Genomic DNA, 26,205 nt, shown 5'->3' with positions numbered 1-26,205 from the left:
CCGCCAGGCCGGCCAGATTGCAGGAGTTACGAACCCGGGGGCGGGCGTGACACGCATCCACGCAAACCAAGAACGAAGGAGATGACTGTGACCGAGACACACGCCGAGACCGGATTCGCCACCCGCGCCATCCACGCCGGGCAGGAGTTCGACCCGACGACCGGGGCTGTCGTGCCGCCCATCTACCAGTCGTCCACGTTCGTGCAGGACGGCGTCGGCGGACTGCGCGGGGGCTATGAGTACGGCCGCTCCGGCAACCCCACGCGCACCTCGCTCGAGGTCGTGCTCGCCGCGCTCGAGGGCGGCGACCGCGCGCTCGCGTTCGCCTCGGGACTCGCCGCCGAGGACGCCCTGCTGCGCTCCGCCCTTCGCCCCGGCGACCACGTGGTGCTCGGAAACGACGTGTACGGCGGTACTCACAGGCTGATCGATCGCATCCACGGCGAGTGGGACATCCGCCATAGCGCTGTCGACCTCACCGACCTCGATGCGGTGCGGAATGCGCTCGCCGCCGACCGCACGCGGCTGCTCTGGATCGAGACGCCGAGCAACCCGCTGATGAAGATCAGCGACATCGCCGCGCTCGCCGAGCTCGGCCACGCGGTGGGTGCGCAGGTCGTCGTCGACAACACGTTCGCCTCGCCCGCGCTGCAGCAGCCGTTGTCGCTCGGCGCCGACATCGTCGTGCACTCGACGACGAAGTACCTCGGCGGCCATTCCGACGTGATCGGCGGCGCCGTCATCCTCCGCGAGGGCGACCTCGCGGAGAAGCTGGCGTTCCAGCAGTTCGCTGCAGGCGCCATCGCGGCGCCGATGGAGGCGTGGCTGACCGTGCGCGGCATCAAGACGCTCGACGTGCGCATGCAGCGGCACTCCGAGAACGCGCAGGCGATCGCCGAGCGGATGTCCGGGCATCCGTCGATCGAGCACGTCTACTACCCGGGTCTGCCTTCACACCCGGGTCACGGCCTGGCCGCCCGTCAGATGTCGCGCTTCGGCGGCATGCTCTCGGTCGCGGTGCGCGGGGGAGCGGATGCCGCCCGCCGGCTCGCGGAGTCCACGCGCGTGTTCCAGCTGGCCGAGTCGCTCGGCGGCGTCGAGTCGCTGATCGGGTACCCGAGCGAGATGACGCACGCCTCGGTGCGCGGCACGGCGCTGGAGGTGCCGGAGAACATTGTGCGGCTGTCGGTGGGCATCGAGTCGGTGGACGACCTCGTGGCCGATGTGGAGCAAGCGCTCGACCGGATCGCGTAGGCCGACGAGCACCTCACCAAGCTCGGTGCGCAGCTTGCACCGCGGGTAACGTGGCGAAACGGATGCCCGGGCATCCGTTTCGCCACGAAGACCAAGGGAGCCAGCCGAATGGACACCAGAGAGCTACTGTCGGATGCCGTCGAGCGCGTCGGCCAGGGCGTGCATCGCCTGCTCGAGGGCGTCGGAGAGCATGAGCTGACGTTCCGTGCCGACCCGGACGCGAACACCGTCGCGTGGCTGGTCTGGCATCTGACCCGTGGACAGGATGCGCAGATCGCCGATGTCTACGGGCTGGATCAGGTGTGGACATCCGAGGGCTGGGTAGACCGATTCGCTCTGCCGTTCTCCCGCAACGCGAGCGGCTACGGACAGTCGAGCGACGAGGTGGCGGCGGTCCGCGTCTCGCCGGAGCTCCTGCTCGGCTACTACGACTCGACTCAGCGTGTCACGCTCGCGCGAATCGCCGCGACCAGCGACGCCGACCTCGATCGCGTCGTCGACACGCGCTGGAATCCGCCCGTCACGCTCGGCGTGCGGCTGATCAGCATCATCGACGACGACGTGAAGCACCTCGGCCAGGCGGAATACGTGAAGGGTCTGGCGCAGCGCGCCAAGTGAGTGCTATCGGTCGGATGCCCGCCACGCCACGAAGAACTCCGTCGCCGCGTCGAGCATCTCGGCCGTGAACTCGTGTCCGACGTCGAAGAACCGGCCGTCGTATCCCGGGTATGAGTCGAGTGCATCGTGCGCAGCGCGCATCCCCTCTAATGGGAACAGCGGGTCGCGCTCGCCGTAGAGCACGAGCAGTTCGCGGGCCTTGCCGATCCGTGCCAGTTCCGGCCAATCGCACACCTGCGGAAGCCCGGGGCTGTTCAGCAGCCAGGAGTGTGTCTCGACGTAGTCGGGGACGAGCGAGCCGAACGTCGCCATCATGCACGCGACGACCACGGCACCGATCCGGTCGTCCAGCGCGCCGAGCAGATGCGCGCGACCGCCTCCACCGGAGAACCCGATCGCGCCGAGGCGATCGGAATCCACTCCCGGCAGCCCGGCGAGTACGTCGGCCGCGACGAGGTCGTCCGTGACGACCATCCCGGCGAACGTCTGCCCGAGCAGGCCGGCTGTCTTCGCGATGAGGTCTTCGTGTGCCGACGAGACGGCATCGAAGAGCTCGTCATCGCTCGGTCGGTATCCCTCGGCCGCCCAGAGCGCCAGCAGGGCATCCCGTGTTCGAGCCAGCTTGAGCGGCGGCGCGGACAGGTCGAACCGCCTGCTCGCCCACGAGAACGTGTCGTGCGCCAGCACCACGAAGCCGGCCTTCGCCAACCGGTTCGCGACGGCATCCGGATTGTCGCCGTCGAAGTCGATCAGCTGGGCCGCGCCGGTCGAACGTCGTCCGCCGTGCGGATGCAACGCAAGGATGCCCGGCAGCAACCCCCTGTCGCCCCCATGCGCACTCGTCTCGCTCCCGAGCGGGGCCGACTCGGCCGGCCGCAGTTCCCACGCCTGCGTCTGCGGCCCGTACGGCATCCGCCAGTGCAGGGGCGTGATCGCGACACCGTCACGCACGGCCGACTCGCCGCGGCACACGGGCGGCGGTTCGGGCTTACGGCGCAGGCCGAGCACGTCCGCCAGTGCCTGTGTCGGGGCATCCGTTGCCGCGAGAGGCGGAGTGGCGGCCGCGTGCCGGGGCCAGTCCGCATAGCCGGGTATTGCCGACGAACTCATGGCGAACGCTCCTTCGTGCGGGCTGCGCCGCAGACAGATCGGTGCCCGCCCCGGCCGTGCGGCCAGAACGGGCACCGACGATGGTGAAACCGGATCACGATGCGGAGTTGATCAGCCCCTGCACCTCGGTCGTGAACGCCTGTGCCGCTGCCGACGGAGTGGCGCGACCGAAGATCACGTCTTGCGTGTGGCGCTGTGCGACCGCGGCGACGGTGCTCGTGCCCTTCGGCGGCACCGGCGGCACCCACTTGATCTCGCTCTTGATGTCTTCGAGGTACTGCACCGCGAGCTGGTCGGTCTTCGAGAGGAGCGGCTTGACCACGGCCAGCACCTTGGCGTTCGCCGGAACGCCGCGCTCAGCAAGCTGCAACTTGGCTGCGTCCGTGCTGTTCAAGAAGTAGTTGATCAGTCCACCGGCCTGGGCGGGGTTCTTCGTCTGCGAGCCGATCGACCAGTACATCGACGGCTTGTAGTACAGGCCGTTCTTGCTGGCTGAACCGGCAACGCTCGGCGGGCGAAGCAGCACGATGTCGCCGCCGCTCGACTGCTGGTAAGCAGTGATCTGGTTGCTCCAGGTCCAACCGAGCGCGGCCTTGTTCGTGCCGAAGAGGGTCTGCTGCAGCGACGCGGCGATGTCGTTCGTGAACTGGTCGGGCGTCGGGGCGTCACCCGCATCGAACAGCTTCTTGATCATGGTGAACCAGTCCGCGAGCGTGTTCACCTTGAAGCCGAGCTTGCCTTTGTCGGTGTACAGCTGCTCGTTGTGCTGGTGCAGCCAGATCTTGATGTCCTGATCGCCGCTCTGCCAGGTGGTGCCGGTGAACGCACCGTTGGAGCCGCTCTTGAGCTTGCTGCAGATGTCGAGGTAGTCGTCCCACGTCCACGTCTTGTCGTCGGGCACCTTGACGCCCGCCTTCTCGAACAGCGTCTTGTTCGCGGCGATGCCGTACGCGTTGTTGCCGGTGGGGATGCCGTACAGCTTGCCGTTCAGAGTGCCCGCGGAGAGGGATGCCTTCAGCGGGGTGAAGTCGATGCTCGCCACCTTCGACATGTCCAGCAGGGCGCCACGGCCGCCGTACTCGGCGATGTACGCCTGGTCCATCTGGATGATGTCGGGCTCGGTCTGCCCCGCGACCTGCGTCGACAGCTTCGTCCAGTACGTCGCCCACTGTCCGGGCGCCTGGTTCACGGTGATCTTCGGATGCGCGGCGGTGTAGTTCTGGATGATCTTTGCCGTGTACGCGGACCGCACCGGGTTGGTCCACCACTCGAAGTTGAGCGTCGCCTTCTTGAACGCATCTCCGGCCGCTGCGGTCGAAGTTGCGCCGCCACCGGCGGGGGTGGCGGACGTTCCGCACCCGGCGAGCAGGAGCGTCGTTCCGATACCGGTCAGGGCGAGTGCCCCGAACTGGCGCCGGGAGATCTGCTGCTGTGACATGTGGCCTCCTTGCCATGCTGTGGTCACGACGGGCAAACGCTTTCCCGCGTCGTCTGCCACATTATGGTGACCTCGTTCGAATGGTGTCAAGCGATCCAGGGCAGTTATCAGAAATCGCTTTCTGACGCCCAGTGTATCGGCGCCGGTGACCTCATTCCTCCGCAGTGCGTAAACGATTCCGACAAGGGGCGGGGAGGTCGCGCCGCCTGCGACACGGTTCTGACCGTGGCGGCGCAGCCCTGTTCAGCCGACCTCAGCTCGTCACGTCGAGGGTGAGCGGACGGCTCGAGGTGAAGCCGAATTGATTGGTCAGGACCGCGATCACCTGGTGGGTGCCGGGCGAGAGACCGGTGAGAGCGGTCGTCACCTTCTGCGCCGACGGGGTCGCGGCTGTCAGTTGCTGTTGGTCCACGGCGGCTCCGTCTACGTAGAGGGTGTAGCTCGTAGCGTTCGTGCCCCACCACATGTTCGTCGTCACCGTCGTGTTCGACGCGCCGCGATACCCGTCATCGCTGAGCACGGGGACGCCGGGGTCGGCATCGGTCACCTTCACCGTCACCGTGCTGGTCGCGGTGTCGCCCGCGCTGTTGCTCAGCACACCCGTGTATTCGTACGTGCCGTTCGGCAGTCCACCGATGGTGACCGTGGATGCCTGTGCGTCGTCGCCATCTGCCAGAAGCGGCTCCGTGTAGATGAGCGCCCCGTTCTGGTAGAGCGAGTAGCTTGTCGCGTTGCTGCCCCACCAGTTGTTCATGTGCACATCGAAGTAGCCGTCGTGCAGGCCGTCCGCCCAACCCTGAGTAGTGGAGAGGTCAGCCTTCGCCGGCACGGAGGACTGCTGAACGGGCAGCCCGTATCCGACGCGCACGTTGTCGATGGTCTGCGTTCCGTAGTTCGAACTGGTCGCCTGGTAAACGATGCGCTGGATGCCTGGCATCGATCCCCGGAAGGCCGCGTCCGCGACGACCTCCTTGCCATCCACGTAGAAGTCGTAGCGCTGATTGACCGTGTCTACGACGAGGGCGAGGTGATACCAGGTGCCCGGCGTGTACGGGACCAGGTTCTTCAGCGAGGTGCCTTCGTATGCCGCGATCTCTCCCTTTGTCGTGGCGACGGCGACACCGGGTGTCGAGCTGGAGCCGTACAGGTATGGTGCGCTGAAGTAGTCGCTCTTGTAGGCATCCGCGGAGTCGGTGCGCTGCACGTCGGCTTCGACGGTGATCAGGCCCTCGAGAGGCGTCCCGAAGTCCAGTTCCGCCCCGGTGATGCCGCTGTTGCTGGAGCGGGTCTCCTGCAGCGACCGGTTGGTCCCCGGTGTGTCTGCGACGACACCGACGCTTCCGCCGGAGGCGGACGTGGTCCAGTCATCCGTTCCCGTCGCCAGCGTTCCGATGGGTAGTGAGTCGAAGTCGTGCGTCTGGATCGCCGTGCCGTCCGTCGTCGGCATCAGGAGGGTTGGCGCTGTCGTGGTGGTGGCGATCACCACCTGCACTCCGGACTCGACTGCGCTGCGGTAGCCGCTCTTCGTCGCCGTGAGCACGTAGCCGGATCCCGCGGTGACGGTCGGGAAGGAGTAGCCGCCCTTTGCATCTGTCTTCGTCGCTCCGACCGTCGTGCCCGCCTTGCTCAGGGTCACGGTCGCGCCTGCCAGGGGCTGCGCGTGGTCGTCGTCGATGGTGCCCTGGAGGGTTCCCGTGGTGATGGTCGGCGTCAGCGTCAGGTCGAGCCGTGTGCTGTCGCCGTCGGCCACGGCGGCATGCGTCGTCGCCGTGGCGTAGTTCTTCGCGGATGCCGAGACAGCGACATCCGTGCTGAACGGAACTCCTGGCACCACGTAGAAGCCGGTGGAGTCTGTCGTTGCCGTGAAGGTTCGGCCGTCGGCGGTGGCGGTGATCGTCGCACCGCTCAGCGGTCCGCCGACGCTGGAGGTGACCAATCCGTCGATGGCCTCGCCCGGCGCTCCGGCGGGCGTGCGGTACTCGAAGGCGCCGACGTCGGGGGCGTTGTTGTAGAGGGCGTTCCCGGCGAAGTCCACTCCGCCGTTGCCGGAGATGGCCGTGCCTTGATCGATGAGGGTGGATCCGGAGAGCGGTGCGTAGGCGCTCGCCGTGGCCAGAGCCGGGCCGGTTGAGGTGCCGCCGTATGGCCCGGTCACCGACGGATCGGTGAATCGGGCATCGCCGGTGACGGGATGCGTCTCGACACTCGGAATCGTCGGCGCAGGACCGCCGTAGTAGTTGTTCTCGTAGGTGACGCCCGAGCCGGAGGGCATGGCCGGCGAGCCGGTCGTCGAATAGAACGCGTTGTTCGAGAAGGCGTAGTCGCTCTGCGTCATGAGCCACGCCATCGAAGAGGTGACGTTGTAGAAGGTGTTGTTGTAGATCTGAGCGGTCGCGCTGGATGCCGATCCGAGCTGCATCGAGTATTCGGAGTTGTTCGCGATGACGTTGTATCGCCAGATGCTGTCGCCGAAGTGGATCTGGAAGATCAGGAAGCCGACGTTGTTGTCGTGCATGTAGTTGTCCTGCACGATCATGTTCGTCGTGCCCATGTCGGTGTCGATCGCGTTCGAATCGCCGCCGCCTGCCTTGACAGACGTGCCCATGACCTCGTTGTGCTGGGTGGTGGCGTCATCCGAGTAGTCGTATTCGATACCGCACGTACCCACCCGGTCCACGACGTTGTTCTGCACGAGCGCGCCGCGCACGCTATTGAGGAGCATCCCGTTGGCGCCGTAAGCGGTGCCGGCCTGGGTGATGTAGTTGTTCTGCACCGTGAGGTTCGTGAACGGGTGATAGTTCGGATCGGTTGCGGAAGTGCGCATGCCCCAACCGGTCGCAACCGCCCCTGCGTTCGTCCCCGCGTACTGCTTGGTGATGATTCCGCCGAACGACGTGTTCTCGATTCTCGAGTTCTCCACGGTCATGTCGTTCAGGATCGTCGGATTGCCCGGGTTCGCCGGGTCGGCCACGGTCGTCTCGAAGACGATGCCGCCGGTGTTCTTCATGCCGTCCCAGCCGGTGGCGAACGTGATGCCGGGCTTGTTGTTCGCGGTGCTGCCACCCATCCAGTGCACTTCGCCGGTGACGTCGTGAACGTAGACCGAGTCGACCGTGAGTCCTGAGAGAGTCTGCCCGTCGTCTCCGCCGATGTAGATGCCCCGGAAGTCGCCGAGGTTCGCTCCTGGCGTGCTTGTCGACGGTGCCTGGTTGGTGACCTCGATGTTCTGGATCGTCCAGTACTGCTGGTTGAAGAGCTCGACCGCGTTCGGCACCTTTCCGGCACCATCGATGCGGGGAAGCGATCCCGAACCGTAGTCGCTGATCGTGATGCCGGCGGTGGCGTCGCCTGAGCCTTTGGGCCGCAGCGTGACGCCGCTCCACTCGGAGCCGTCCGCCAGCAGGATGCGATCGCCCGGCTGGAACGTCGTCGCATCCACTTTGGTCAGCGACTGCCACGGTGACGTGGCGCTCGTTCCCGGGTTCGCATCGCTTCCGATTGCGGAGTCGACGTAGTACGTCGTACCTGTGGTGTCTGCGTGCGCCGGCGGTGCACCTGCAACAGAGAGCGTTGCGCCGGTCAGTGCTGCGATGCACGTGGCGGCGGCAAGGGTGATCGTTCTGACGAGTCGGGGCATGGGGCTGAGATTAGTGATCGTTCACTTTCGATGTCAACGATTTTCTACGAAGCTTCGCATCAGAGCGGTGCCGGCCCGCTGGATGCCCGCGCGATGAGCCTGCCCATCACCTGCGGTTCGAAGCGGGGCGGCTCGCGATCCTCGACCCTGGCGATCAGCTCCTGCATGGCCTGCCGCCCGATGAGCTCCAAGTTGAGCTCCACTGTTGTGAGCGTCGGCGAGAGGAAGCGCCCGATCTCCTCGTTGTCCCAGCCGACGACGCTGATCTCGTCGGGAACCCGGATGCCGCGGTCCTGAAGCCCGCGGATCACGCCGAATGCGACGAAGTCGTTGGCCGCGACGACCGCCGTCACGCCCGAGTTGGCCGGGATGTTGCGTGCTGCTTCGTAGCCGGACTGCACCGACCAGTCGCCACCGACCACGCCGTAGGACTCGAGCCCCAGGCGTTCGACGGTTTCCAGATAGACGGCTCGACGGTTGCGGGCGGACGCCCAGTCCTGGTTCCCAGCGACGTGCAGAAAGCGACGATGCCCCAGGTTCGCGAGATGCTCTACGACTTCCGCCGTGTACGCGCCGTCGGCGAATGCGCCCGTCGAGCGCATCTTGTCGTCGTACTCCCCCATCACCAGCAGGGGAGCGGATGGCTCGGCATTCGCCGCGAGCACGTCGCCGAGCGGCGTGAACGACAGGATGCCTTCCGCGCGTTCGCTGTCCATCAAGGTGAGTACTCGCTCGCGGCGGCGAACCTCATCCCCTTCGAGGCTGACAACGTCGACCTGGTAGCCGGCCTCGTGCGCGGCGGCCGCGGCGCCGCGGAACGGCGAAGGGACGAAGTAGGTCAACTCGGGCAGAATGATCGCGATGCGGTTCGTGCGTCGAGTTCGCATGGACCTCGCGATCAGGTCCGGCCGGTAATCGAGGTCGCGGATCGCTCTCTCGACGCGCTCGACCGTGGCGGGCTTGAGGCCCCCGTTGAATCTGAGGTAGCGCGAGACCGTCTGGTGCGATACGCCGGCATGCTGGGCGACCTGCATGATCGTCACGCGTTTGCGCCGGGAACTGCCGAGCGGCGCATCTTTACCTTGCATGTCGCAAGTTTTGCACACACGTAGTGAACGATCACTATTTGTGCTACCGTGACCGCACATTGGGAAAGCGGTTGCCCGCTCGGCCGTAGCACCGATGTGCAGCCCGAATCGAGAGACACCACCCCTGGCAAGGAGGCCACACATGTCACAGCAGCTCTCCCGGCGTCAGTTCGGCGCCCTCGCGCTGACCGGGATCGGAACCACGCTTCTGCTCGCCGGATGCGGAACATCGGCGACGCCGAGCGGCGGCGGCGCCACATCGACCGCGGCAGCCGGCGACGCGTTCAAGAAGGCGACGCTCAACTTCTCGTGGTGGACCAACCCCGTGCGCTCGGCGAACACCGACAAGATGGTGCAGGCGTACACCAAGGCGCATCCGGCGATCACCGTGAACCAGCAGCCGGGTCAGTGGGCGACGTACTGGACCAAGCTGTCGACGCAGGTCGCGGGGCAGACCGAGCCCGACGTCATCCAGATGGATCAGGCGTACATCGCCGAGTACGGCGGACGGGGTGCACTGCTCGACCTGTCGGGCGTCGCCTCGATCGACACGAAGCCCGTCAAGTCGTCGCTCGCCGACGGAACCCTGAACGGCAAGCTCTACGGCATCCCGATCGGTGAGACCGCGTACAGCATCTGCGCGAACAAGACGCTGTTCCAGAAGGCAGGTGTCGAGGTTCCGGATGACAAGACGTGGACCTGGGATGACTATCTCGACACCTGCAAGAAGCTCGCGGCCGGTTCGGGTGGCGCGTTCACCGGTACGAACTGGTACGGAGGCGATCAGGATCTGCAGATCTGGCTGCACCAGCACGGTCAGCAGCTGTACACCGACAAGGGGAAGCTCGGCTTCAGCGCCAGCACGGTGACGAGCTGGCTGACGATGGTGCAGAAGCTCTTCTCGTCCGGCGGTGCGCTCACGCCGGATCAGTACACGAACGACATCGTCGCCTCGACGCAGCAGACCCTGTTCGGCACGAACAAGGCCGCGCTGGGGTGGCTCTGGAACACGCAGATCACGTCGTACCAGGCCGCCAACGGCGGCGACTGCGTTCTGCTGCGTCCGCCGAGCGTCGCGGGATCGGCCACGAAGAACGGCCTGTACCTCAAGCCGTCCATGTACTGGTCGATCGGGTCGCAGACGAAGTACCCGGCGCAGGCGGGAGGTCTGATCAACTACCTTCTCAACGACATCTCGGCCAACAAGGTCCAGCTCACCGAGCGTGGCGTGCCGGTGGGTGCCGCGGTCGTCGCCGCAATCAAGCCGCTCCTGTCGCAGTACGACCAGAACGCGGTCGACTACCTGGAGAACGTCACGAAAGAGATCAAGTGGGTTCCCCCGGTTCCGCCGAAGGGCACGAGCACGGTGGCATCCGTCTCGCAGCGCCACACCGAAGACGTGATCTTCGGGCGGGCGACGCCCGCTGCCGCGGCCGCGGCGTTCCGCACCGAGGTCCAGTCCTTGCTGGCCAGCAATTCATGACGCGGGGATCCATGACCGAGTACGTCGTCAACGACAACGGTGCCTGGTGCTGGTTCCAGGACGAGCGGGCTCTCGTCGACCCCGAGACGCAGACGCTCGTCGTCGGATCGATCGCGGTCGCCGAAGGCCCGGGAGGCGAGGGCCGGGCGGGCAACGTCGAGCTGACCGTCGTCGACCTTCGCACGGGCACGTCACAGGTGGTCGTTCTGCACGAGGCGTTCGAGGCGGACGACCACGACGTGCCCGCGTTGTGGCGGCGAGCGGATGGCCGCTGGCTCGCGGTCTACACGAAGCACAAGACCGATGACCTGCTGCGCTGGCGAGTCAGCGATCCCGGCGACCCCACTCGCTGGGGTTCCGAGCAGGTGTTCGACTGGGCGTCGTACACCGGCGGCCGTGGTGTCACGTATGCGAACCTGCGCTCGCTCGACGGCCGGCTGTACTGCTTCAGCCGGGCGGTGAACGACGACCCGTGTGCGCTCGTCTCGGACGACGACGGCGACACCTGGCGCTACGCGGGCAAGATCTTCACCCGCCCGAAGATCGGCTACGTCAACGGCTACACGAGATACGCCGGCGACGGCGAGCGGATCGACCTGATCACGACCGACCACCACCCACGCGACTACGACAACTCGATCTACCACGGCTATTTCGAAGACGGCGCCCTTCACCGCTCCGACGACTCCCGGGTGCATGACCATCTGTTCGACCCGGCAGTGGATGCCCCGTCGCAGGTGCAACTCACGACCGTGCTTGCCGCGGGGGAGGAGCTCGACGGGGTGAGGCTGACGCACGCCTGGACATCCGACATCCGCCGCTCGGCGAACGGCACGATCGCTGCGACCTTGACGGCGCGCGGGGACGACGACCCTGACGGCCCGGACGAGGAGTTCGCTCGTCTGCGCCCGGTTCTCGACCACCGTTTCGTCTACGCACGCAAGGAACCGGGGCAGGAGTGGTCGCGGCACCTGCTCGGCAAGGCCGGGGCCGGCCTTCTTCCGCACGAACAGGACTACACGGGCCTCGCGACGATCGACCCGTACGACCTCGACTCCGTCTATGTCTCCACGCCGTTCGATCCGCGCTCCGGAGCTGCCACGGCGCATCACGAGATCTACTCGGGCCGCACGGAAGATGGCGGGGCGAGCTGGTCGTGGACGCCTGTCACCGAGAACTCGGACGTCGACAACCTGCGCCCGATCGTGGCGCCCGGCGACCCCGATCGCGTGGCGCTGCTCTGGTTCCGCGGCGAGATGACCGCGTCGCAGCACTACCGCTGCCAGGTCGTGCTTCGCGATACACCCCGACCTGGAGAGGAATCTCAGCGATGACCGATCGAACCCCGCTCGTGCTCCGGCACGAAATCGACCGCAACGTCGACGTCGCGGTGTCAACGGATGCCCGCGCCGACGTCACGCTCATGCGGTACGTCTACCGTCCGGACGAGGTTCAGTACGAGTCACCGCGACCGTACGTGCATCCGATTCGCACGCTGTCGGGCCGGCTCGTGACCGTCTTCCGGCCATGGGACCACGTGTGGCACAAGGGCATCACCCTGGCGCTGCCCGTCGTCGGACGCGACAACTTCTGGGGCGGACCGACGTACACGCGGGATGCCGGTGGTTACGTCGCGCTGCCGAACAACGGCTCGCAGGACCACGAGCGGGTCACCACGATCGGGCGGTATGGCGAGGTCGCCGTCTTCGCGCACGACCTCACCTGGCACCGCGAGCCGGCCGACGGCAGCGCCACGGGCGACATCGTGTTCTCAGAGAGTCGGCGTCTCACGGTCTCGCTCGCCGACGATGAGGATGCCTGGGTGCTCGGCTGGCGCACCCGCCTCACTAACGCATCCGGAGCGTCGATCGCTATGGGGTCGCCCACCACGGAGGGCCGCGAGAACGCCGGTTACGGCGGCCTCTTCTGGCGCGGGCCTCGTTCGTTCGCCGGCGGGGCGATCATCGCCTCGAACGGGACGACCGGAGAGGATGTCCGCGGAACCCGTGGCGAATGGGCCGGCTTCTGCGGTCGTCACGACGGCGAGGACGGCTCATCGACCGTCGTGTTCGCCGACCTGACCCCCGCGCAGAATCTCGACACGAAATGGTTCGCGCGATCGGAGCCGTTCGCCTGCCTCAACCCCGCGCCGTTCTTCGACCGGGTGCGCGTCATCGAGGCAGGCGAGACCGTGGAACTCCGCTACGCCGTCACGGTCGCCGACGGCGCAGCGGACGCCGATCGGATGTCTGCGCTCGCCGACAGCGGGCGCTCTGCCGTCGAGCGCGCAGAAGCCAGCGTTTCACCTAGTGCAGAGGAAGGGTCACTGACGTGACGAACAGCGAGACCACAACGATGCGGCGCGACGCGGCATTCGCGCAGGACGGGCGACGCCGCGTCTTCACCGCGGAGAAGCCGCTGCGGGTGGGCATCGTCGGCACGGGCGGCATCGCTTCCGCGCACGCGAAGGCCATCGGAGGGCTGGATGGTCGTGCCCGGATCGTCGGTGCGTGTGACATCGATGCGGGCCGGGTTCGTGAGTTCCAGCATTCGTGGGATGTGCAGGTCGGCACGACCTCGCTCGAGGAACTGCTGGAAGTGGTCGACCTCGACATCGTGCACCTGTGCTCGCCGCCGGGTCTGCACAAACAGCAGGCCGTGACCGCGCTGCGGCGAGGCATCCACGTGCTCAGCGAGAAGCCGCCTGCGCTGTCGCTGGCCGAACTCGACGAGATCGCGGAGGCCGAGCGCGAGGGCGGCGCGCAGTTCGCCACCGTGTCTCAGCACAGGTTCGGGTCGCGTGCCCTCTGGTTGCGTGACCGGGTCGCCGACGGTGCGTTGGGTCGTCCGCTGACGGCCGTGTGCAACACGCTCTGGTACCGGCCGGACTCCTACTTCGACGTGCCCTGGCGGGGACGATGGGACACCGAGGGAGGCGGTCCGACGATGGGTCACGGCATCCATCAAATGGACACCATGCTCTCCATCCTCGGTCCGTGGGCGCAGGTGGTCGCCGTCGCTACCCGGCAAGCGCGTCCCGTGGTGACCGAGGACGTCTCGCACGCGATCGTCACGCTGGAGAACGGTGCGGTGGTGAGCGTGGTGAACAGTCTGTTGTCACCGCGAGAGACGAGCTATCTTCGTTTCGACTTCGAGTACGCCACGGTCGAACTCGAGCACCTGTACGGATACACCGATGCATCCTGGACGATCACCCCGGCACCCGGCCACGAAGAATCGGTGACGGATGCCTGGGCCCAGGGCCCGGCGAGCACGCCCAGCAGCCACGCGGCGCAGTTCGCCGCGATCCTGCGGGCCATCGAGAACGGTGACCGGCTTCCCGTCTCGCTGACCGATGCCCGTTCCACGCTCGAACTCATCGCGGGCATCTATGCGTCCGCCTTCACTGGACGCCGCATCGACTCCGGTGAGATCGATGCCGGATCGCCGTTCTACCGCAGCATGGCCGGAAGCGGCGCCCCGTGGGACCCGCCGGCCGCCGGTGAGCGATGAACGACGCGGTTCCCCTGAGCAGGATGCCGGGCGGTGAACTCCTGGATGCCGGCCTGCCCGGCGGTGTCGCGGTCTCACGTCTGCGGGTGTACGACTGGCCGACCGCCGACGGCCTGAGTGGCGGCTCGCCGCACCTTCACACGGCGTCGTCCGAGGCGTACGTCGTGCTCGGCGGCCACGGCAGAGTGCAGACCCTGAGCTCGCACGGCTTCGCCACCACGGAGCTTCGACCGGGAACGATCGCGTGGTTCACGCCGGGCACGGTGCACCGCCTCATCAACGATGACGGTGCCCTCGACATCCTCACGCTGATGTCGAACGCCGGGTTGCCCGAAGCCGGGGATGCAGTGCTGACCTTCCCGCCCGAGATCCTCGCCGACGCGCGGAGCTACGCGCGGCAGGCTGCTCTCCCGCGATCCGCAGCCGAGGAGGACCTCGCGGATGCCGCCCGCCGGCGCCGAGACCTCGCACTCGACGATTTCGCCCGGCTCTGTGCTCGGGCCGAGACCGATCTCGAGGGCTCGCTCCGCGAGCTTCACGATGCCGCGGCTGCGCTCGTCGCCGATCGCATCCCGGGATGGGAAGCCATCGTCGATGCCGGCCCCTCGGTCCAGGTCTCGACCACGCTGCGACAACTCGAGCATCTCGCAAACATGAGCGCCGGGATCATGGGCGAGTCGGGCATCCGTGTCGCTTCCGACAGCGCGGAGCGATTCGGCATGTGCGGCAGGCTCACGGTGTGGAGCAGCGAGTCGTGAACGGCCGAGCCGCGCTCCTGGGACCGCGAACGAGGATCCTGAACCCGTGGACGAGGATGCTACCCTTGCTGAGAAATCGCTTTCTGGCCCGGCTTGACGGATCGCGTGGGTCGCAGGTAACGTTGCTCCAACAGTTCCGGGGAAGCGCTTTCCAAGACTGTTCAACCCGATCTCGGGCATGGTTTGCTCGAGAGGATCGCACCGCGGTCCACACCATGTACTCAGCGTCGACTACCAGGGGGCTCGCGTGAGCGTCTTCGAAGAACTGCGATCGGTCAGATCGTCCAAGACGACGGGCAAACGCGATAACAAGGCGGCATTCTTCTTCCTGCTGCCGTGGCTGCTCGGCTTCATCTGCATCACCGCCGGCCCGATGATCGCGTCGCTGTGGATCTCGGTGACGAACTACAACCTGATCCAGGCGCCGTCGTTCGTCGGCGCGCAGAACTACATCCGGATGTTCCAGGATCCCCGGCTTCTGAACTCGTTGCGGGTCACGTTCGAGTACGTGTTCGTCTCGGTGCCGATCCAGCTGATTCTGGCGCTGGCCCTCGCGTTGCTGCTCGACCGTGGAATGCGGGCGCTGCCGTTCTACCGGTCGGTGTTCTACCTGCCATCGCTGCTGGGCAGCTCGGTGGCCGTGGCCATCCTGTGGCGTCAGATCTTCGGCCAGGGCGGCCTGGTGAACCAGGTGCTCGGACTGATCGGGCTGCACAACATGCCGGGCTGGATCTCGGATCCGCAGTGGGCGCTGGGCACGATCATCCTGCTGAACGTGTGGACGTTCGGTGCGCCGATGATCATCTTCCTGGCCGGGCTGCGGCAGATCCCGGACATGTACTACGAGGCGGCGTCGATCGACGGTGCGGGCAGGTGGCGCCGGTTCTTCAGCATCACGCTTCCGATGCTGTCGCCGATCATCTTCTTCAACATCATTCTTCAGCTGATCGGCGCGTTCCAGTCGTTCACGCAGGCGTTCGTGGTCTCCGGTGGAACCGGTGGTCCGTCTGACTCGACGATGTTCTATTCCCTCTACCTGTACCAGCAGGGCTTCAACCAGTTCGACATGGGTTATGCCTCCGCGATGGCGTGGCTGCTGTTCATCATCATCGCCATCATCACGGCCGTGACGTTCGTCACCTCGAAGTATTGGGTGTTCTATGACAACTGAGACCGCAACCAGGGCTCTGCTGGTCCCGTCGGGCCGCAAGGATCGCGAGCGATCGCGTGGTGTGCGTGCCACCGTGCGCAGTTCGATCAAGCACGTGATCATGATCGCGGCAGCGATCCTGATGATCTATCCGCTTTTGTGGATGGTCGTCAGCTCGCTTCGCCCGAACAACGAGATCTTCACGAACCCGTCCATCATCCCGAACCACTTCGACTGGCAGAACTACACGGCCGGTTGGAACGCGTTGTCGTCGCCGTTCGGGCTCTACCTCGGCAACTCGCTGATCATCGTGCTCGGTGCCGTGCTCGGCAACCTGTTCGCCTGCTCGCTGGCGGCATACGCGTTCGCCCGGCTCGAGTTCCGGTTCAAGAGGGTCGCGTTCACGATCATGCTGCTGACGATCATGCTGCCGTTCCAGGTGACCCTGGTGCCGCAGTACATCATGTTCTCGTTCGTGCACATGCTGAACACGTTCTGGCCGCTGATCCTGCCGAAGATCCTGGGCACCGACTCGTTCTTCATCTTCCTGATGGTGCAGTTCATCCGCGGCATTCCGCGGGAGCTCGACGAGGCAGCCCGGATCGACGGGTGCGGGCATCCGCGGATCTTCTTCCGCGTCATCTTGCCGCTGATGACCCCGGCGCTGGCCACGACGACGATCTTCACATTCATCTGGATGTGGAACGAGTTCTTCGGCCCGATCGTCTATCTGACGCAGCCGCACACGTGGACGGTGCAGGTCGCCCTCGGCCAGTTCATCGACAACCAGACCGGCGGCAACTGGGGAGAACTGTTCGCCATGTCGGTCGTGTCGCTGATACCCGTATTCGTCGCCTTCCTCATCGGCCAGCGCTTCCTCATCCGAGGCATCGCCACCACCGGCATCAAGTAACTGCACGGCGGCGCTTCGGCCGTGCGGCACAATCGGAAGTGGCAGCAGGGGAGCAGGAGTGGCAGCAGACATCCGTGGCGCATCGCATGAGCCGGGCGGGAACGGCTCCGTCCCCACGCTCGCCGACGTCGCCAAGCACGCGGGCGTGTCCCTGGCGACGGCATCGCGTGCACTGAACGGCAGCACGCGCACGGTCAACCCGCAGCTCAAGGCGAGGGTGGAGGCATCCGCTCGACAGCTGCACTACACGGCGAACGTGCAGGCGCAGGCCGTCGCACGCGGCACGAGCCGCACCGTCGCGCTCGTGCTCGGCGACATCGCCGACCCGTACTTCTCCGCCATAGCGGCAGGGGTCGCGCATGCCGCGGCGAGGCAGCGACTCATCGTGACGATGTCAACGGCGGGGACCGAGCCTGAGACCGTGGTCGAGACCATCGCCGCATTGCGAGGCCAGCGCCCGCGAGCCGTGATCGTGGTGGGCAGCCGGTACGTGGACGACGAGACGGAGGCCGCGATCGCGGACGAGCTCCGGGCCGTGGAGGCCCAGGGCGGGCGCGTCGCCATGATCGGCGCTCAGGCGAACGGGTTCCGCGCCGTTCCCGTGCTCAACGCGGACGGGGCTTCCGCGCTCGCGGACGCTCTCGTTGGGCACGGGTACCGCGACTTCGCCGTGCTGGCGGGGCCGACGAGCCTCACCACGTCGGCCGACCGCACCCGCGGCTTCCTCGCCGGACTGGCCGAGCACGGCATCCAGCCGGATGAGGCATCCGTGCTCACCGGCGGGTTCTCCCGTCAAGGCGGATACCGAGACATGCTCCGGATGCTGGATGCCGGCATCCGCCCGCAGTGCGTCTTCGCCGTCACCGACGTGATGGCGGTCGGCGCGATGACCGCGATGCGCGAGCGAGGACTGACACCCGGGGTGGACATCGCCGTCGCCGGATTCGACGACATCGAGATGTTGCAAGACGTCGTGCCGTCGCTGACCACGGTGTCGCTTCCGTTGCGGGAGCTCGGTGAGCGGTCGCTGGAACTCGCGCTGGCGGAGGCGCCGCCCGAGCAGCAGCCGATCCGCGGCGAGGTCACGCTGCGCGACAGCACCCCTCGGCGCTGAGCCACCTTGCGCGACAGCACACCGTCGCGCCACGGCCCGGCGCCCTTCCTCTGCGCTACACAGATCGGCATCCGCCACACGTTTTTCGTGTGGCGGATGCCGATTGGTGTAGCGCTTCGTGTGCGCGATATAGCGGATGCCGATTGGTGTAGCGCGAACTCAGGTCGTTTCGCTGACGCTCGGCGCCGTCGCGCCCGTCACGGCCGGATGTCAGGGAAGGGCGACGGCGGTCAGGGCGCCGTCCGGCCAGGTGACCTGCAACTCGACGACTTCGCCCGTGTGGACTGCTCGCGCTGTCGGCGCATCGCCGACGCTGCCCCACCCGAGGTAGGAAGCCGCGATCACTGTCTCGCCGGGCCGCACTGCGTCGAACACCAGCCAAGGAACGGCGACGCGGGCGCCGATCGGAGAAGTGCCCTCCTCGACGTGCACGCTCGCCCTTGCGCCGGGTGTCAGCGCGACGAGTTCGGCCACGAGCCCGTCCGATTCGGCACGGGCAGAAGCGCGGCCCGCTGAGGGGCCGCCGTCTCCGCCGCGCTGCGCCACGACACCATCGGTCGCGCCGCCGGCCACGCCTGCATCCGTCCTCCCTGCCGGTTCGTCGCCGCTGATCGGCCAGCCGCTGATCCGCACCGCCACCGGAGCGGATGCCTGACCCGCGTCATCCGCCGTGCACACCGGAGCGGATGCCTGACCCTCGTCATCCGCCACCCGCACCGCGCGCACCTCCCACGCTCCGCGCACCACCGAGGCGGTCTGCAGCGTCGGGCCGTCGGTGGTCACGCCCTCGCGACCCGACCCGTGATCGGGTGCTGCGTCGCCGCTGGAGTCGACCCAGTGCGAGCGGGTGACAGACGTGGCGTACGACGCGACGCCGTCGTCTCCGATCGGGCCGCGCTCGAAGCCGGTGCGGTGCGTTGACCGCCCGTGCTCGTCGAGCGCGCCGGCCGAGTTGTCGACCGGGTCGTCGATCGTGGCACCGGTGAGCGGCGGAACCGTTGCGTTCGAGTAGCCGTACCGCGCGTAGATCGGCGAGTCGCCCACCGGTTCATTCTTCGCGGCGTGGTCCGCGCCATGATTGAACAGGCGCACGAGTCCGTCGGATGCCGTCCCGCTGACGATCCAGCCCGCCGGCCGGATGACGCGGCGCGCGTCGGAGACCTCCACCGGCAGTGGCTCCTCGACCGCCTGCCAAACCGGATGCTCGGCAGGTAGCAGCAGCCCGAGCGTCCCCTTGGAGGCCCAGTACGGCGACCCTGGGCCGGAGTAGGTCTGCGCCATTCCCGGCCACTCGCCGAAGTACCCCATGGTGAGCAGTCCGTCGTCCGAGACGGCGCCGCGCTCGATGAAGGCCTTGAGCACGCCGGATGCCGCCCGCCGGATCGTGCCGAGCGACAAGTTCGTCGCCCCAGTGAAGGCACCCATCCACAGTGGTGCCGCGGTCGCGAACCGGTAGATGAGGCTGCGGCCCTGGAAGACGGGCAGCCCGTCGGCGCCGATCAGGTGCACGTAGTCGTCGAGGAACTCGGTGAGACGGCCGCGGAAGACCGGCTCGAGAACGCGGGCGCCGAGCTCGGCGGAGCCCTCGGATGCCGCCCACAGCAGCGGGTACACGTGCATGGCCCAGCCGCAGTAGTAGTCGAAAGCACGCAGGCGGCCGTCGGCGTACCATCCGTCGGCGCGATAGTACGACTCGATCGTTGCCAGGTCGCCGGTGACCCGCTCGAGGTCATGGGGGCCGCCGACGGATGCGAGGAACGTTTCGACGGTGAGGCGGAACCACAGCCAGTTGTTGTCGGGGTACCAGCCCTCTGGTGCCTGAGCGAGCCAGTCCACCAGCTGCTGCTTCTCGGCGGGTGAGAACGTGTCCCAGAGCCACGGCCTCGTCAGCTGCAGGGCGAGCGCGACGGATGCCGCCTCCACCTTCGCCTGGTCCTTCTCCCGCGGAGTCGGCCAGCGTTCCGCATTCGCGGGGTCGGTTCCGGCGATGAGCCCGCGTCGGTACCACGACGTGAAGTCGAACGGATCGGCGCCGTTCTCGCCCGCGGTGCGGAACGCGTAGAGCAGAAGCGACCGTGCGAATCCTTCGAAGCCATCGCTTTCCGGGCCGCTTGCGCTCGCCCGGCCCGGCAGCGCCACCCGACTGCCGGTTGCCGAGAAGTACGGTCGCAGCGCCAGCAGCAGATGATCGGCGACCGCCGCCCAGTGGTCGCGCGTCCAGCCGGTGTATGGCGAGAGCTCGCGGTTCTCTGGTGGCAGGACGAGCGCAGCGGACAAGAGTGCGGGCGCGTCGGATGTCACGCGGTTGCCTCCTCGGGCACAGGGGTCGATGGTGGTTCGGTCGGTTGCTCGTGAGCCGCAGAAGCGGTGGCGTCGTGCTCGTCGGCGCTGAACCGCTGTGACGAGTCGCGCACGTGCAACTCCGCGCTGAGCTTCACGCGGTGCGCGGGCCGGCTGGCTCCGCCCTCGAGGCGCGCGATCAGCAGGTTCACCGCCTCGCGGCCGACGAACTGTTTGGGCGGCCGCACCGCGGTGATGGCCGGGTCGCCGTACCGCGCGACGTCGTCGTCGTAGGCGACGAGGGCCAGGTCCTGAGGCACCCGGATCCCGCGGTCCAGGCAGTGCTGTTCGAGTGCCAGCGCCTGCGGATCCGGAAGCACGATGAGCGCCGTCGTGCCGGTCTTCTCGCAGCGGTCGAGCACGTCGTCCATCTCGCGTTCGCGTCCGGGCGTGTCGAACCGGATGCCGTTCAACTGCACGACATCCGTCGGCAGGCCCAGCGACTTCAGCGCTGAACGCCAACCGCGACGCACATAACGACCGGTGGGGTAGTCGGACTGGGTGAGCAACCCGATGCGCTCGTGCCCGGATTCGTGCAGGTGCCGCACCGCCTCCGCCGCTCCCGTGGCGTGATCGGTCACGACCGATTCGAGCCGGTGCACTCCGGCGGCGGAACGGATGCGCCGCTCGGCGAGCACCACGGGCACCGGCAGCGAGTCGAGCCAGCGCAGCATCTCCAGGCCCTCGTCGCCCGACTGGTCCGCGGCGACGATGAGCCCGTGCATGCCCGGCGTGTTCAGCAGAGCCTCGACCTGCTTGCGGTTGTCCCGAACGTCGTAGGTGGATGCCCGCAGCATCAGCCGCGCACGCAGCTGCAGCGCCTGCGCCCTCGCGCCGTTCACGATGGGTGGCCAGTAGTAGTCGAGCGACGGGACGACCATGCCGATCGTGTACTTCGTGACGCTCGGATCGTGGCCTGCCAGCCCCGGCGCCAGCGCGGGTTCGATCGAACTGCGCAGCGTCGCGCCGCCGTGCACTCTCGTGACGAGTCCCTGCTGCGCCAGCGCGTTGATGTCGCGCCGGATCGTCAGCTCGCTCACGCCGAGCCGCACGGCGACGTCGCTCACGCTCACCGAGCCGTGCTCGCGGATCTCGTCCATGATGCGTTCGCGCCTCTGCAGCGCGAACAGCTGGTCCCCGCCGCTCATGGCCGCACCTCCTCGACGATGGTGGTCAGAGACCCGGCGGATGCGTCGAGTCGGTACGTCAGCCGTGTCAGGTGCGAGCCCCACGCATCCACGAGTTCAGGGTCGTCCAGCTCCCACACCTCCGCGGCCGGCGCTATGCCCTCGGCCGTCGTGACGCGGATGCTGTGACCGTCGGCGGTCACCAGGGCCGCCGCGCCCTGCACCTCGACCGAACCGGCGGCGATGAGGTGTACATCGCCTGGCGTCGTTTCGTTCAGCTGCCACGTGTCGACGATCTCGGTCCGGTGGGCCGAGACCAGCCGGAACGAGCGCGTCCAGCGCTCGCCGTCCGTCAGTGGATACGCCCTGGTGAGATCGAGCTCCAGCTCTGGCCGGCCTTCCTCTGGGGCGCGCACGACGACGGCCCCGAAAGCAGGCCCCTCACCCTGCTCGAGCCCGTGCGGGGCGGGTGCGTTATGCCATCCGCTCTGCATAGCGCGGATGCCGTACCGCTCTGCACTGAACGTCTGCGCCGTGTACGTCGGCTTGCCGATGTCGATCAGCAGCGGCCGTCCGCCGCAGGCGAGGATGAACGATCCCACGTCTTTGTGGTTGTGGTTCTCGTCGTTCGTGCCGCCCTTCGCGGCGAGCGTGAGGCCGGCCGTGTCGCCTTCCACTGCACGGGAGACCCACACCTGCACCGACGGCAGCCACACACTGGCCGGCAGCGGCGGAGCGGCGGGAACCGCGTCGCGCCACGCGTTGTCGCTCAGCGCTCGCATCAGGCGGGGCAGCCCGCGATCGGCGTATGCAACAGGCCGGCCCGGCCTTCGTCCGCCGCTCGCCCACGCGACCACCTGCTGGTCACCGAGCCGAGACCCCCAGCGGAACGGCACCTGCCACGGCTCGTGCTCGCCGATGCGCGCTCGTCCGTCCGCGACGTTCACGTACCAGTCGCCGCCGAGCTGCATCCGCATCGGGAACCGCAACGACTCGCCGATCACGGGGAGGGCGAGGGCATCCAGTGCGCCGCCCGTGATGCGCACGACGACGTCGAGCACTTCGAGCATGCGTGCGGCACCCTGCCACCAGTAGCTGACGCCCTCGTCGATCGCGCCATCCTCGGGCAGGCTCGCCACGTAACGGTCGAGCGACTCGAGGGCGCGGCCCACGATACGAGCGAGGCGTTCCACGTCATCGATCAGGAGCACTGCGGCGAAAACGATGTTGCCGAGAATCCACGGGTTCCAGTTGTTCACCTCGCGCCAGTAGCCGAGCCACCAGAGATCGTCTCGCGTCTCGAACGGCCTGAACACGCGGTGCTCCGCCTCGTGCCGGATGCGTTCCCGGATGCCCGGCCACGCCGCATCCCACCGCTCGCCGAGCACGTGGTCGGCGACGGCGAGCTGGGCGACCACCTCGCCGGCCCAGAGGTCGACGTAGGGCGAGGCGGCATCCGAGATCACGAACCCTCGTCGCGCGTGCGCGTCGTCGTGCGCGGGAAGAGACCAGGTGCTGAGCTCGCACATCAGCACGACGCCGTCGGCCGCCTCGTCGAGCCAGGCCGGATCATCCGTGACAGCCGCGGTCACGACGGCCCTGGTGAGGCGGTACATCCGCTCGTCGATCGCCTTCTCGTACTGGCGGCGATCGCCGTCTCGCACGTAGCGGGCGAAGACGGATGCCAGTGCCTGCGGCCAGGGGAGCCCCTGTTCCGCTCGTGCCTGCTCGGTGATCGCTCCGATCGTCGCGCGGTCCATCGCCGTCCACGCCGACCGGTCTGCCGCCGCGGGGATGCCCAGGCGCATGCGCAGCTCATCGGCGCCCGCACGATGGAAGGCTTCGGTGAGCGCCGTCGTTCGCATGGCCTCGCCCCACCGCGCGAACAGTGGACCGCGGAACTCGCGGTACTCGATTTCGACCCCTTCGGGAGGAGCGGCATGTGAATTGACGCGCGACGTCGACTCGCCGCCCTTGCCGTTCGCCGTTGGCGCGGCCGGTGTCGTCGAGTCTGTGGGGAGCGTCGTCGGTCGTTCCAGCATCGTCGCTGATCCCTGCTATCTTCCGAGGCTGTTCGTTCGTGTTTGTATGTTGCTGTTCGAGTCTGATCGTCGTGTTTGTTGTCGATCGGGATTGAGTATCTACTGTTGATCGCGACGATGCAATGCGAATCCGTCGCACGCCTCACATCCCGATGAATTCGCTGGAGCCCGTACGAGAATGACCCCAACCCGCAAGCCGGAAGCCCTCGTGGTGATGGCGCGTGACGTGTTCGAGAACCAGTTCGATCTCGAACGCCTGAACAGGCTCCACCTGCTCGCCGAGGTTCCCGATCCGGTCTTCACCGCCGACCTCGACGACCCGGCGCTGAACGAGCGGCTCGCTCAGGTCGAAGTCCTTCTCACCGGGTGGGGGGCTCCTCGGCTGACCGCCGAGCGGCTCGACCGCATGCCGAACCTGAAAGCGATGCTGCACTGCGCAGGCACCATCCGCCCGCAGGTCAGCGACGAGTTCTGGCGCCGGGGCATCCGTGCCTCCACTGTCGCCGAGGCGAACTCGGTTCCGGTCGCGGAGTTCACGCTCGCCGCCGTGATCTTCGCGGGCAAGAAGGCACCGTTCATCGCGGCAGATGCCGATGCGCGCCGCGGCAACGGCCTGCGCATCGAGCGCTACGGCGAACTCAGCAACCTCGGTCGCACGATCGGCGTCGTCGGCTTCAGTCGCGTCGGTCGCCGTGTCGTCGATCTGTTGCAGCAGCTCGAGGACGTCACCTGCCTGGTCAGCGATCCCTACGCCGATCCGCTCGAGGTGCAGGCCGCAGGCGCCGAACTCGTCAGCCTCGACGAGCTGCTGCCGCGGGTCGACGTGCTCTCGCTGCACGCGCCCGCGCTGCCCTCGACCCAGAACATGATCGGAGCCGCGGAGCTGGCCGCCCTGCGCGACCACGCGACGCTGGTCAACACCGCTCGAGGCAGCCTCGTCGACACGGTCGCCCTCGAAGCGGCCTGTGCGAGCGGCCGCATCAACGCCATCATCGACGTCACAGAGCCGGAGCCGCTGCCGGCGGATTCGGTGCTGTTCACGCTGCCGAACGTCATGATCACGCCGCACATCGCGGGCTCGCTCGGCAGCGAACTGCACCGCATGACAGATGCCGCGCTCGACGAGCTCGAGCGCTATGCAGCGGGCGATCCGCTCGTCGACGAGATCACCAGCGAGGACCTCCAACTGAGCGCGTGACACCCCAGACGTTCCCTTCACCCCAACACCAGCAATCCCGATAGACAAAGGAGTTCATCTCATGAAACGCTCTCTGATCGTGGTGGGCGCGATCACCGCCGCGCTCGCGCTCGGACTCACCGGATGCGCGGGCACGTCGTCGTCCGCTTCGTCCGCAGGTTCCACAGGCGGCGCGAAGACCACGCTGCGCGTCTCGGTCTGGAACTACGCCCAGACGCCGGAGTTCAAGGCACTGTTCGACGCCTTCGAGAAGGCGAACCCGAACATCACGATCCAGCCGGTCGACATCCTCGCTGCGAACTACGAGGACAAGATCACCACGATGCTCGCCGGTGGCGACACCACCGACATCATCACCGTGAAGAACCTGACCGACTATTCGGGCTACGCGCAGAAGCAGCAGTTCGTCGATGTCAGCAGCATCGCGAAGTCGCTTCCGGCAGACAAGATCCCGGCGCTGTCGAACTATGACTACAACGGGAAGACCTACGCCATCCCGTACCGCCAGGACTTCAACGTTCTCTACTACAACAAGACGATGTTCAAGGATGCCGGGCTGCCCGACCCCTCGAACCTCACCTGGGACCAGTTCGCCGCCGACGCCAAGAAGCTCACCAAGGGCGACGGTGCGTCGAAGGTCTACGGCGCCTACATCCACACCTGGAACTCCATGGTGCAGGGCATCGCTGCCGCACAGACCGGCAACAACCCGAACAAGCCGAGCTACGGCTGGATGAAGGACCAGTACAACCTGACGCTGGGCATGCAGAACGCCGGCACGATCATGAACTGGGCCACGGCGAACAGCCAGCAGGTGCAGTACAAGGACGTCTTCGAGAAGCAGCAGGCGGCCATGGTTCCGATGGGGACCTGGTTGATCGCCCCGCTGCTGGCTGACAAGAAGGCCGGGACGACGAACGTCGACTGGGGAATCGCGCCGCTGCCGCAGATCAAGGCGAACGGCAAGATCACCACAGATGGCGGCCCAACGGGCTTCGGCATCAACAAGAACTCGAAGAACATCGCGGCCGCGAAGAAGTTCCTGCAGTTCGCCGTGAGCCCGGCCGGTGCGAAGGCCGTGGTCTCGGTGGGAATCGTTCCCGCGTACCACAGCGCCGACATCACCAAGGCGTACTTCAGCCTCGAAGGCATGCCGCAGGACGCGACCTCGAAGAAGGCGTTCAACCCCGACGTCATCAAGCTGGACGCCCCGGTCGCGGCGAACACCGCAGCGATCAGCACCATCCTGGGCCAGGAGCACCAGCTCATCATGACCGGCAGCAAGTCCGTCGACGACGGCATCGCCGAGATGGAGAGCCGCGTCAAGTCCGAGGTGCTGAACCAGTAGCGCCGACGGCCCCTCGTGCGGCCGCCGCCGGGCAGGATGCCTCCCCGCGGCGGCCGCACCACAGGTCTCGCAGA

The 26,205-nt window shown here is 67.1% G+C and carries 19 protein-coding genes; 12 read left to right on the top strand and 7 right to left on the bottom strand.

The window, feature by feature from the left end; all coding sequences use genetic code 11:
* The first annotated feature begins 81 nt into the window (after window positions 1–81).
* Both ACYVI5_RS13770 and ACYVI5_RS13765 read left to right on the top strand, forming a co-directional pair.
* Entirely contained in the window at window positions 82–1,254 is a 1,173-nt protein-coding gene (locus ACYVI5_RS13770) for a cystathionine gamma-synthase (protein WP_460580702.1), read from the top strand.
* A gap of 108 nt (window positions 1,255–1,362) precedes the next feature.
* Window positions 1,363–1,872, top strand: coding sequence for a DinB family protein (locus tag ACYVI5_RS13765; RefSeq protein ID WP_460580701.1), 510 nt, complete (start codon window positions 1,363–1,365; stop codon window positions 1,870–1,872).
* Between the two features lie 3 nt (window positions 1,873–1,875).
* Here ACYVI5_RS13765 and ACYVI5_RS13760 read toward each other — a convergent pair whose 3' ends face one another.
* The 4 genes from ACYVI5_RS13760 to ACYVI5_RS13745 all read right to left on the bottom strand — a co-directional run bounded on the left by ACYVI5_RS13760 (window position 1,876) and on the right by ACYVI5_RS13745 (window position 9,145).
* Window positions 1,876–2,982 carry a dienelactone hydrolase family protein gene (locus ACYVI5_RS13760; RefSeq protein ID WP_460580700.1) on the bottom strand — a complete coding sequence of 369 codons (1,107 nt, stop codon included), beginning with the start codon at window positions 2,980–2,982 and terminating at the stop codon, window positions 1,876–1,878.
* Window positions 2,983–3,076: 94 nt separating this feature from the next.
* Window positions 3,077–4,420, bottom strand: coding sequence for an ABC transporter substrate-binding protein (locus ACYVI5_RS13755; protein ID WP_460580699.1), 1,344 nt, complete (start codon window positions 4,418–4,420; stop codon window positions 3,077–3,079).
* Window positions 4,421–4,673: 253 nt separating this feature from the next.
* Complete coding sequence (locus ACYVI5_RS13750) at window positions 4,674–8,057, bottom strand: carboxypeptidase regulatory-like domain-containing protein (protein WP_460580698.1); 3,384 nt, start codon at window positions 8,055–8,057, stop codon at window positions 4,674–4,676.
* A 59-nt stretch (window positions 8,058–8,116) separates the two neighbouring features.
* On the bottom strand, window positions 8,117–9,145 hold the full coding sequence (locus ACYVI5_RS13745) for a LacI family DNA-binding transcriptional regulator (protein WP_460580697.1): 1,029 nt from the start codon (window positions 9,143–9,145) through the stop codon (window positions 8,117–8,119).
* A gap of 142 nt (window positions 9,146–9,287) precedes the next feature.
* Here ACYVI5_RS13745 and ACYVI5_RS13740 point away from each other — a divergent pair, with 142 nt between their 5' ends.
* The 8 genes from ACYVI5_RS13740 to ACYVI5_RS13705 all read left to right on the top strand — a co-directional run bounded on the left by ACYVI5_RS13740 (window position 9,288) and on the right by ACYVI5_RS13705 (window position 18,076).
* Entirely contained in the window at window positions 9,288–10,628 is a 1,341-nt protein-coding gene (locus ACYVI5_RS13740; protein WP_460580696.1) for an ABC transporter substrate-binding protein, read from the top strand.
* An 11-nt stretch (window positions 10,629–10,639) separates the two neighbouring features.
* A complete protein-coding gene (locus tag ACYVI5_RS13735) occupies window positions 10,640–11,962 on the top strand; it encodes a BNR-4 repeat-containing protein (protein WP_460580695.1) in 1,323 nt (440 codons plus the stop codon).
* Window positions 11,959–12,963 carry a DUF6807 domain-containing protein gene (locus tag ACYVI5_RS13730; RefSeq protein ID WP_460580694.1) on the top strand — a complete coding sequence of 335 codons (1,005 nt, stop codon included), beginning with the start codon at window positions 11,959–11,961 and terminating at the stop codon, window positions 12,961–12,963. Before ACYVI5_RS13735 ends, ACYVI5_RS13730 begins: the two co-directional genes overlap by 4 nt.
* Entirely contained in the window at window positions 12,960–14,141 is a 1,182-nt protein-coding gene (locus ACYVI5_RS13725; RefSeq protein ID WP_460580693.1) for a Gfo/Idh/MocA family protein, read from the top strand. The genes ACYVI5_RS13730 and ACYVI5_RS13725 overlap by 4 nt, the downstream gene beginning before the upstream one ends.
* Window positions 14,138–14,899, top strand: coding sequence for a cupin domain-containing protein (locus ACYVI5_RS13720; protein WP_460580692.1), 762 nt, complete (start codon window positions 14,138–14,140; stop codon window positions 14,897–14,899). Before ACYVI5_RS13725 ends, ACYVI5_RS13720 begins: the two co-directional genes overlap by 4 nt.
* Window positions 14,900–15,146: 247 nt before the next feature.
* Window positions 15,147–16,070, top strand: coding sequence for a carbohydrate ABC transporter permease (locus ACYVI5_RS13715; protein ID WP_460580691.1), 924 nt, complete (start codon window positions 15,147–15,149; stop codon window positions 16,068–16,070).
* Window positions 16,060–16,962: a carbohydrate ABC transporter permease gene (locus tag ACYVI5_RS13710; protein ID WP_460534252.1), complete on the top strand. Its 903-nt coding sequence runs from the start codon at window positions 16,060–16,062 to the stop codon at window positions 16,960–16,962. The genes ACYVI5_RS13715 and ACYVI5_RS13710 overlap by 11 nt, the downstream gene beginning before the upstream one ends.
* Window positions 16,963–17,020: 58 nt before the next feature.
* Window positions 17,021–18,076 carry a LacI family DNA-binding transcriptional regulator gene (locus tag ACYVI5_RS13705; protein ID WP_460580690.1) on the top strand — a complete coding sequence of 352 codons (1,056 nt, stop codon included), beginning with the start codon at window positions 17,021–17,023 and terminating at the stop codon, window positions 18,074–18,076.
* A gap of 210 nt (window positions 18,077–18,286) precedes the next feature.
* On the opposite strand, the gene ACYVI5_RS13700 is transcribed toward ACYVI5_RS13705, so the two are convergent.
* From ACYVI5_RS13700 to ACYVI5_RS13690, 3 genes are read right to left on the bottom strand one after another with little or no spacing between them, the layout of a single operon-like run.
* On the bottom strand, window positions 18,287–20,377 hold the full coding sequence (locus ACYVI5_RS13700; RefSeq protein ID WP_460580689.1) for a DUF2264 domain-containing protein: 2,091 nt from the start codon (window positions 20,375–20,377) through the stop codon (window positions 18,287–18,289).
* Entirely contained in the window at window positions 20,374–21,564 is a 1,191-nt protein-coding gene (locus ACYVI5_RS13695; protein WP_460580688.1) for a LacI family DNA-binding transcriptional regulator, read from the bottom strand. Before ACYVI5_RS13695 ends, ACYVI5_RS13700 begins: the two co-directional genes overlap by 4 nt.
* Window positions 21,561–23,585, bottom strand: coding sequence for a heparinase II/III family protein (locus ACYVI5_RS13690; RefSeq protein WP_460580687.1), 2,025 nt, complete (start codon window positions 23,583–23,585; stop codon window positions 21,561–21,563). The genes ACYVI5_RS13695 and ACYVI5_RS13690 overlap by 4 nt, the downstream gene beginning before the upstream one ends.
* A 178-nt stretch (window positions 23,586–23,763) precedes the next feature.
* On the opposite strand from ACYVI5_RS13690, the gene ACYVI5_RS13685 reads away from it, so the two are divergent.
* Window positions 23,764–24,783 carry a hydroxyacid dehydrogenase gene (locus tag ACYVI5_RS13685; protein ID WP_460580686.1) on the top strand — a complete coding sequence of 340 codons (1,020 nt, stop codon included), beginning with the start codon at window positions 23,764–23,766 and terminating at the stop codon, window positions 24,781–24,783.
* 61 nt (window positions 24,784–24,844) lie between these two features.
* A complete protein-coding gene (locus ACYVI5_RS13680) occupies window positions 24,845–26,131 on the top strand; it encodes an ABC transporter substrate-binding protein (RefSeq protein WP_460580685.1) in 1,287 nt (428 codons plus the stop codon).
* The last annotated feature ends 74 nt before the right edge of the window (window positions 26,132–26,205 follow it).

Source organism: Humibacter ginsengisoli, assembly GCF_054780095.1.
This window is presented reverse-complemented; position numbering and strand designations above follow the sequence as displayed.

Excerpts from the sequence above, each read along its gene's own strand:
- ACYVI5_RS13770 (WP_460580702.1), top strand. The coding sequence starts at position 82 with ATGACTGTGACCGAGACACACGCCGAGACCGGATTCGCCACCCGCGCC.
- ACYVI5_RS13765 (WP_460580701.1), top strand. The coding sequence starts at position 1,363 with ATGGACACCAGAGAGCTACTGTCGGATGCCGTCGAGCGCGTCGGCCAG.
- ACYVI5_RS13760 (WP_460580700.1), bottom strand. The coding sequence starts at position 2,982 with ATGAGTTCGTCGGCAATACCCGGCTATGCGGACTGGCCCCGGCACGCG.
- ACYVI5_RS13755 (WP_460580699.1), bottom strand. The coding sequence starts at position 4,420 with ATGTCACAGCAGCAGATCTCCCGGCGCCAGTTCGGGGCACTCGCCCTG.
- ACYVI5_RS13750 (WP_460580698.1), bottom strand. The coding sequence starts at position 8,057 with ATGCCCCGACTCGTCAGAACGATCACCCTTGCCGCCGCCACGTGCATC.
- ACYVI5_RS13745 (WP_460580697.1), bottom strand. The coding sequence starts at position 9,145 with ATGCAAGGTAAAGATGCGCCGCTCGGCAGTTCCCGGCGCAAACGCGTG.
- ACYVI5_RS13740 (WP_460580696.1), top strand. The coding sequence starts at position 9,288 with ATGTCACAGCAGCTCTCCCGGCGTCAGTTCGGCGCCCTCGCGCTGACC.
- ACYVI5_RS13735 (WP_460580695.1), top strand. The coding sequence starts at position 10,640 with ATGACCGAGTACGTCGTCAACGACAACGGTGCCTGGTGCTGGTTCCAG.
- ACYVI5_RS13730 (WP_460580694.1), top strand. The coding sequence starts at position 11,959 with ATGACCGATCGAACCCCGCTCGTGCTCCGGCACGAAATCGACCGCAAC.
- ACYVI5_RS13720 (WP_460580692.1), top strand. The coding sequence starts at position 14,138 with ATGAACGACGCGGTTCCCCTGAGCAGGATGCCGGGCGGTGAACTCCTG.
- ACYVI5_RS13710 (WP_460534252.1), top strand. The coding sequence starts at position 16,060 with ATGACAACTGAGACCGCAACCAGGGCTCTGCTGGTCCCGTCGGGCCGC.
- ACYVI5_RS13695 (WP_460580688.1), bottom strand. The coding sequence starts at position 21,564 with ATGAGCGGCGGGGACCAGCTGTTCGCGCTGCAGAGGCGCGAACGCATC.
- ACYVI5_RS13690 (WP_460580687.1), bottom strand. The coding sequence starts at position 23,585 with ATGCTGGAACGACCGACGACGCTCCCCACAGACTCGACGACACCGGCC.
- ACYVI5_RS13685 (WP_460580686.1), top strand. The coding sequence starts at position 23,764 with ATGACCCCAACCCGCAAGCCGGAAGCCCTCGTGGTGATGGCGCGTGAC.
- ACYVI5_RS13680 (WP_460580685.1), top strand. The coding sequence starts at position 24,845 with ATGAAACGCTCTCTGATCGTGGTGGGCGCGATCACCGCCGCGCTCGCG.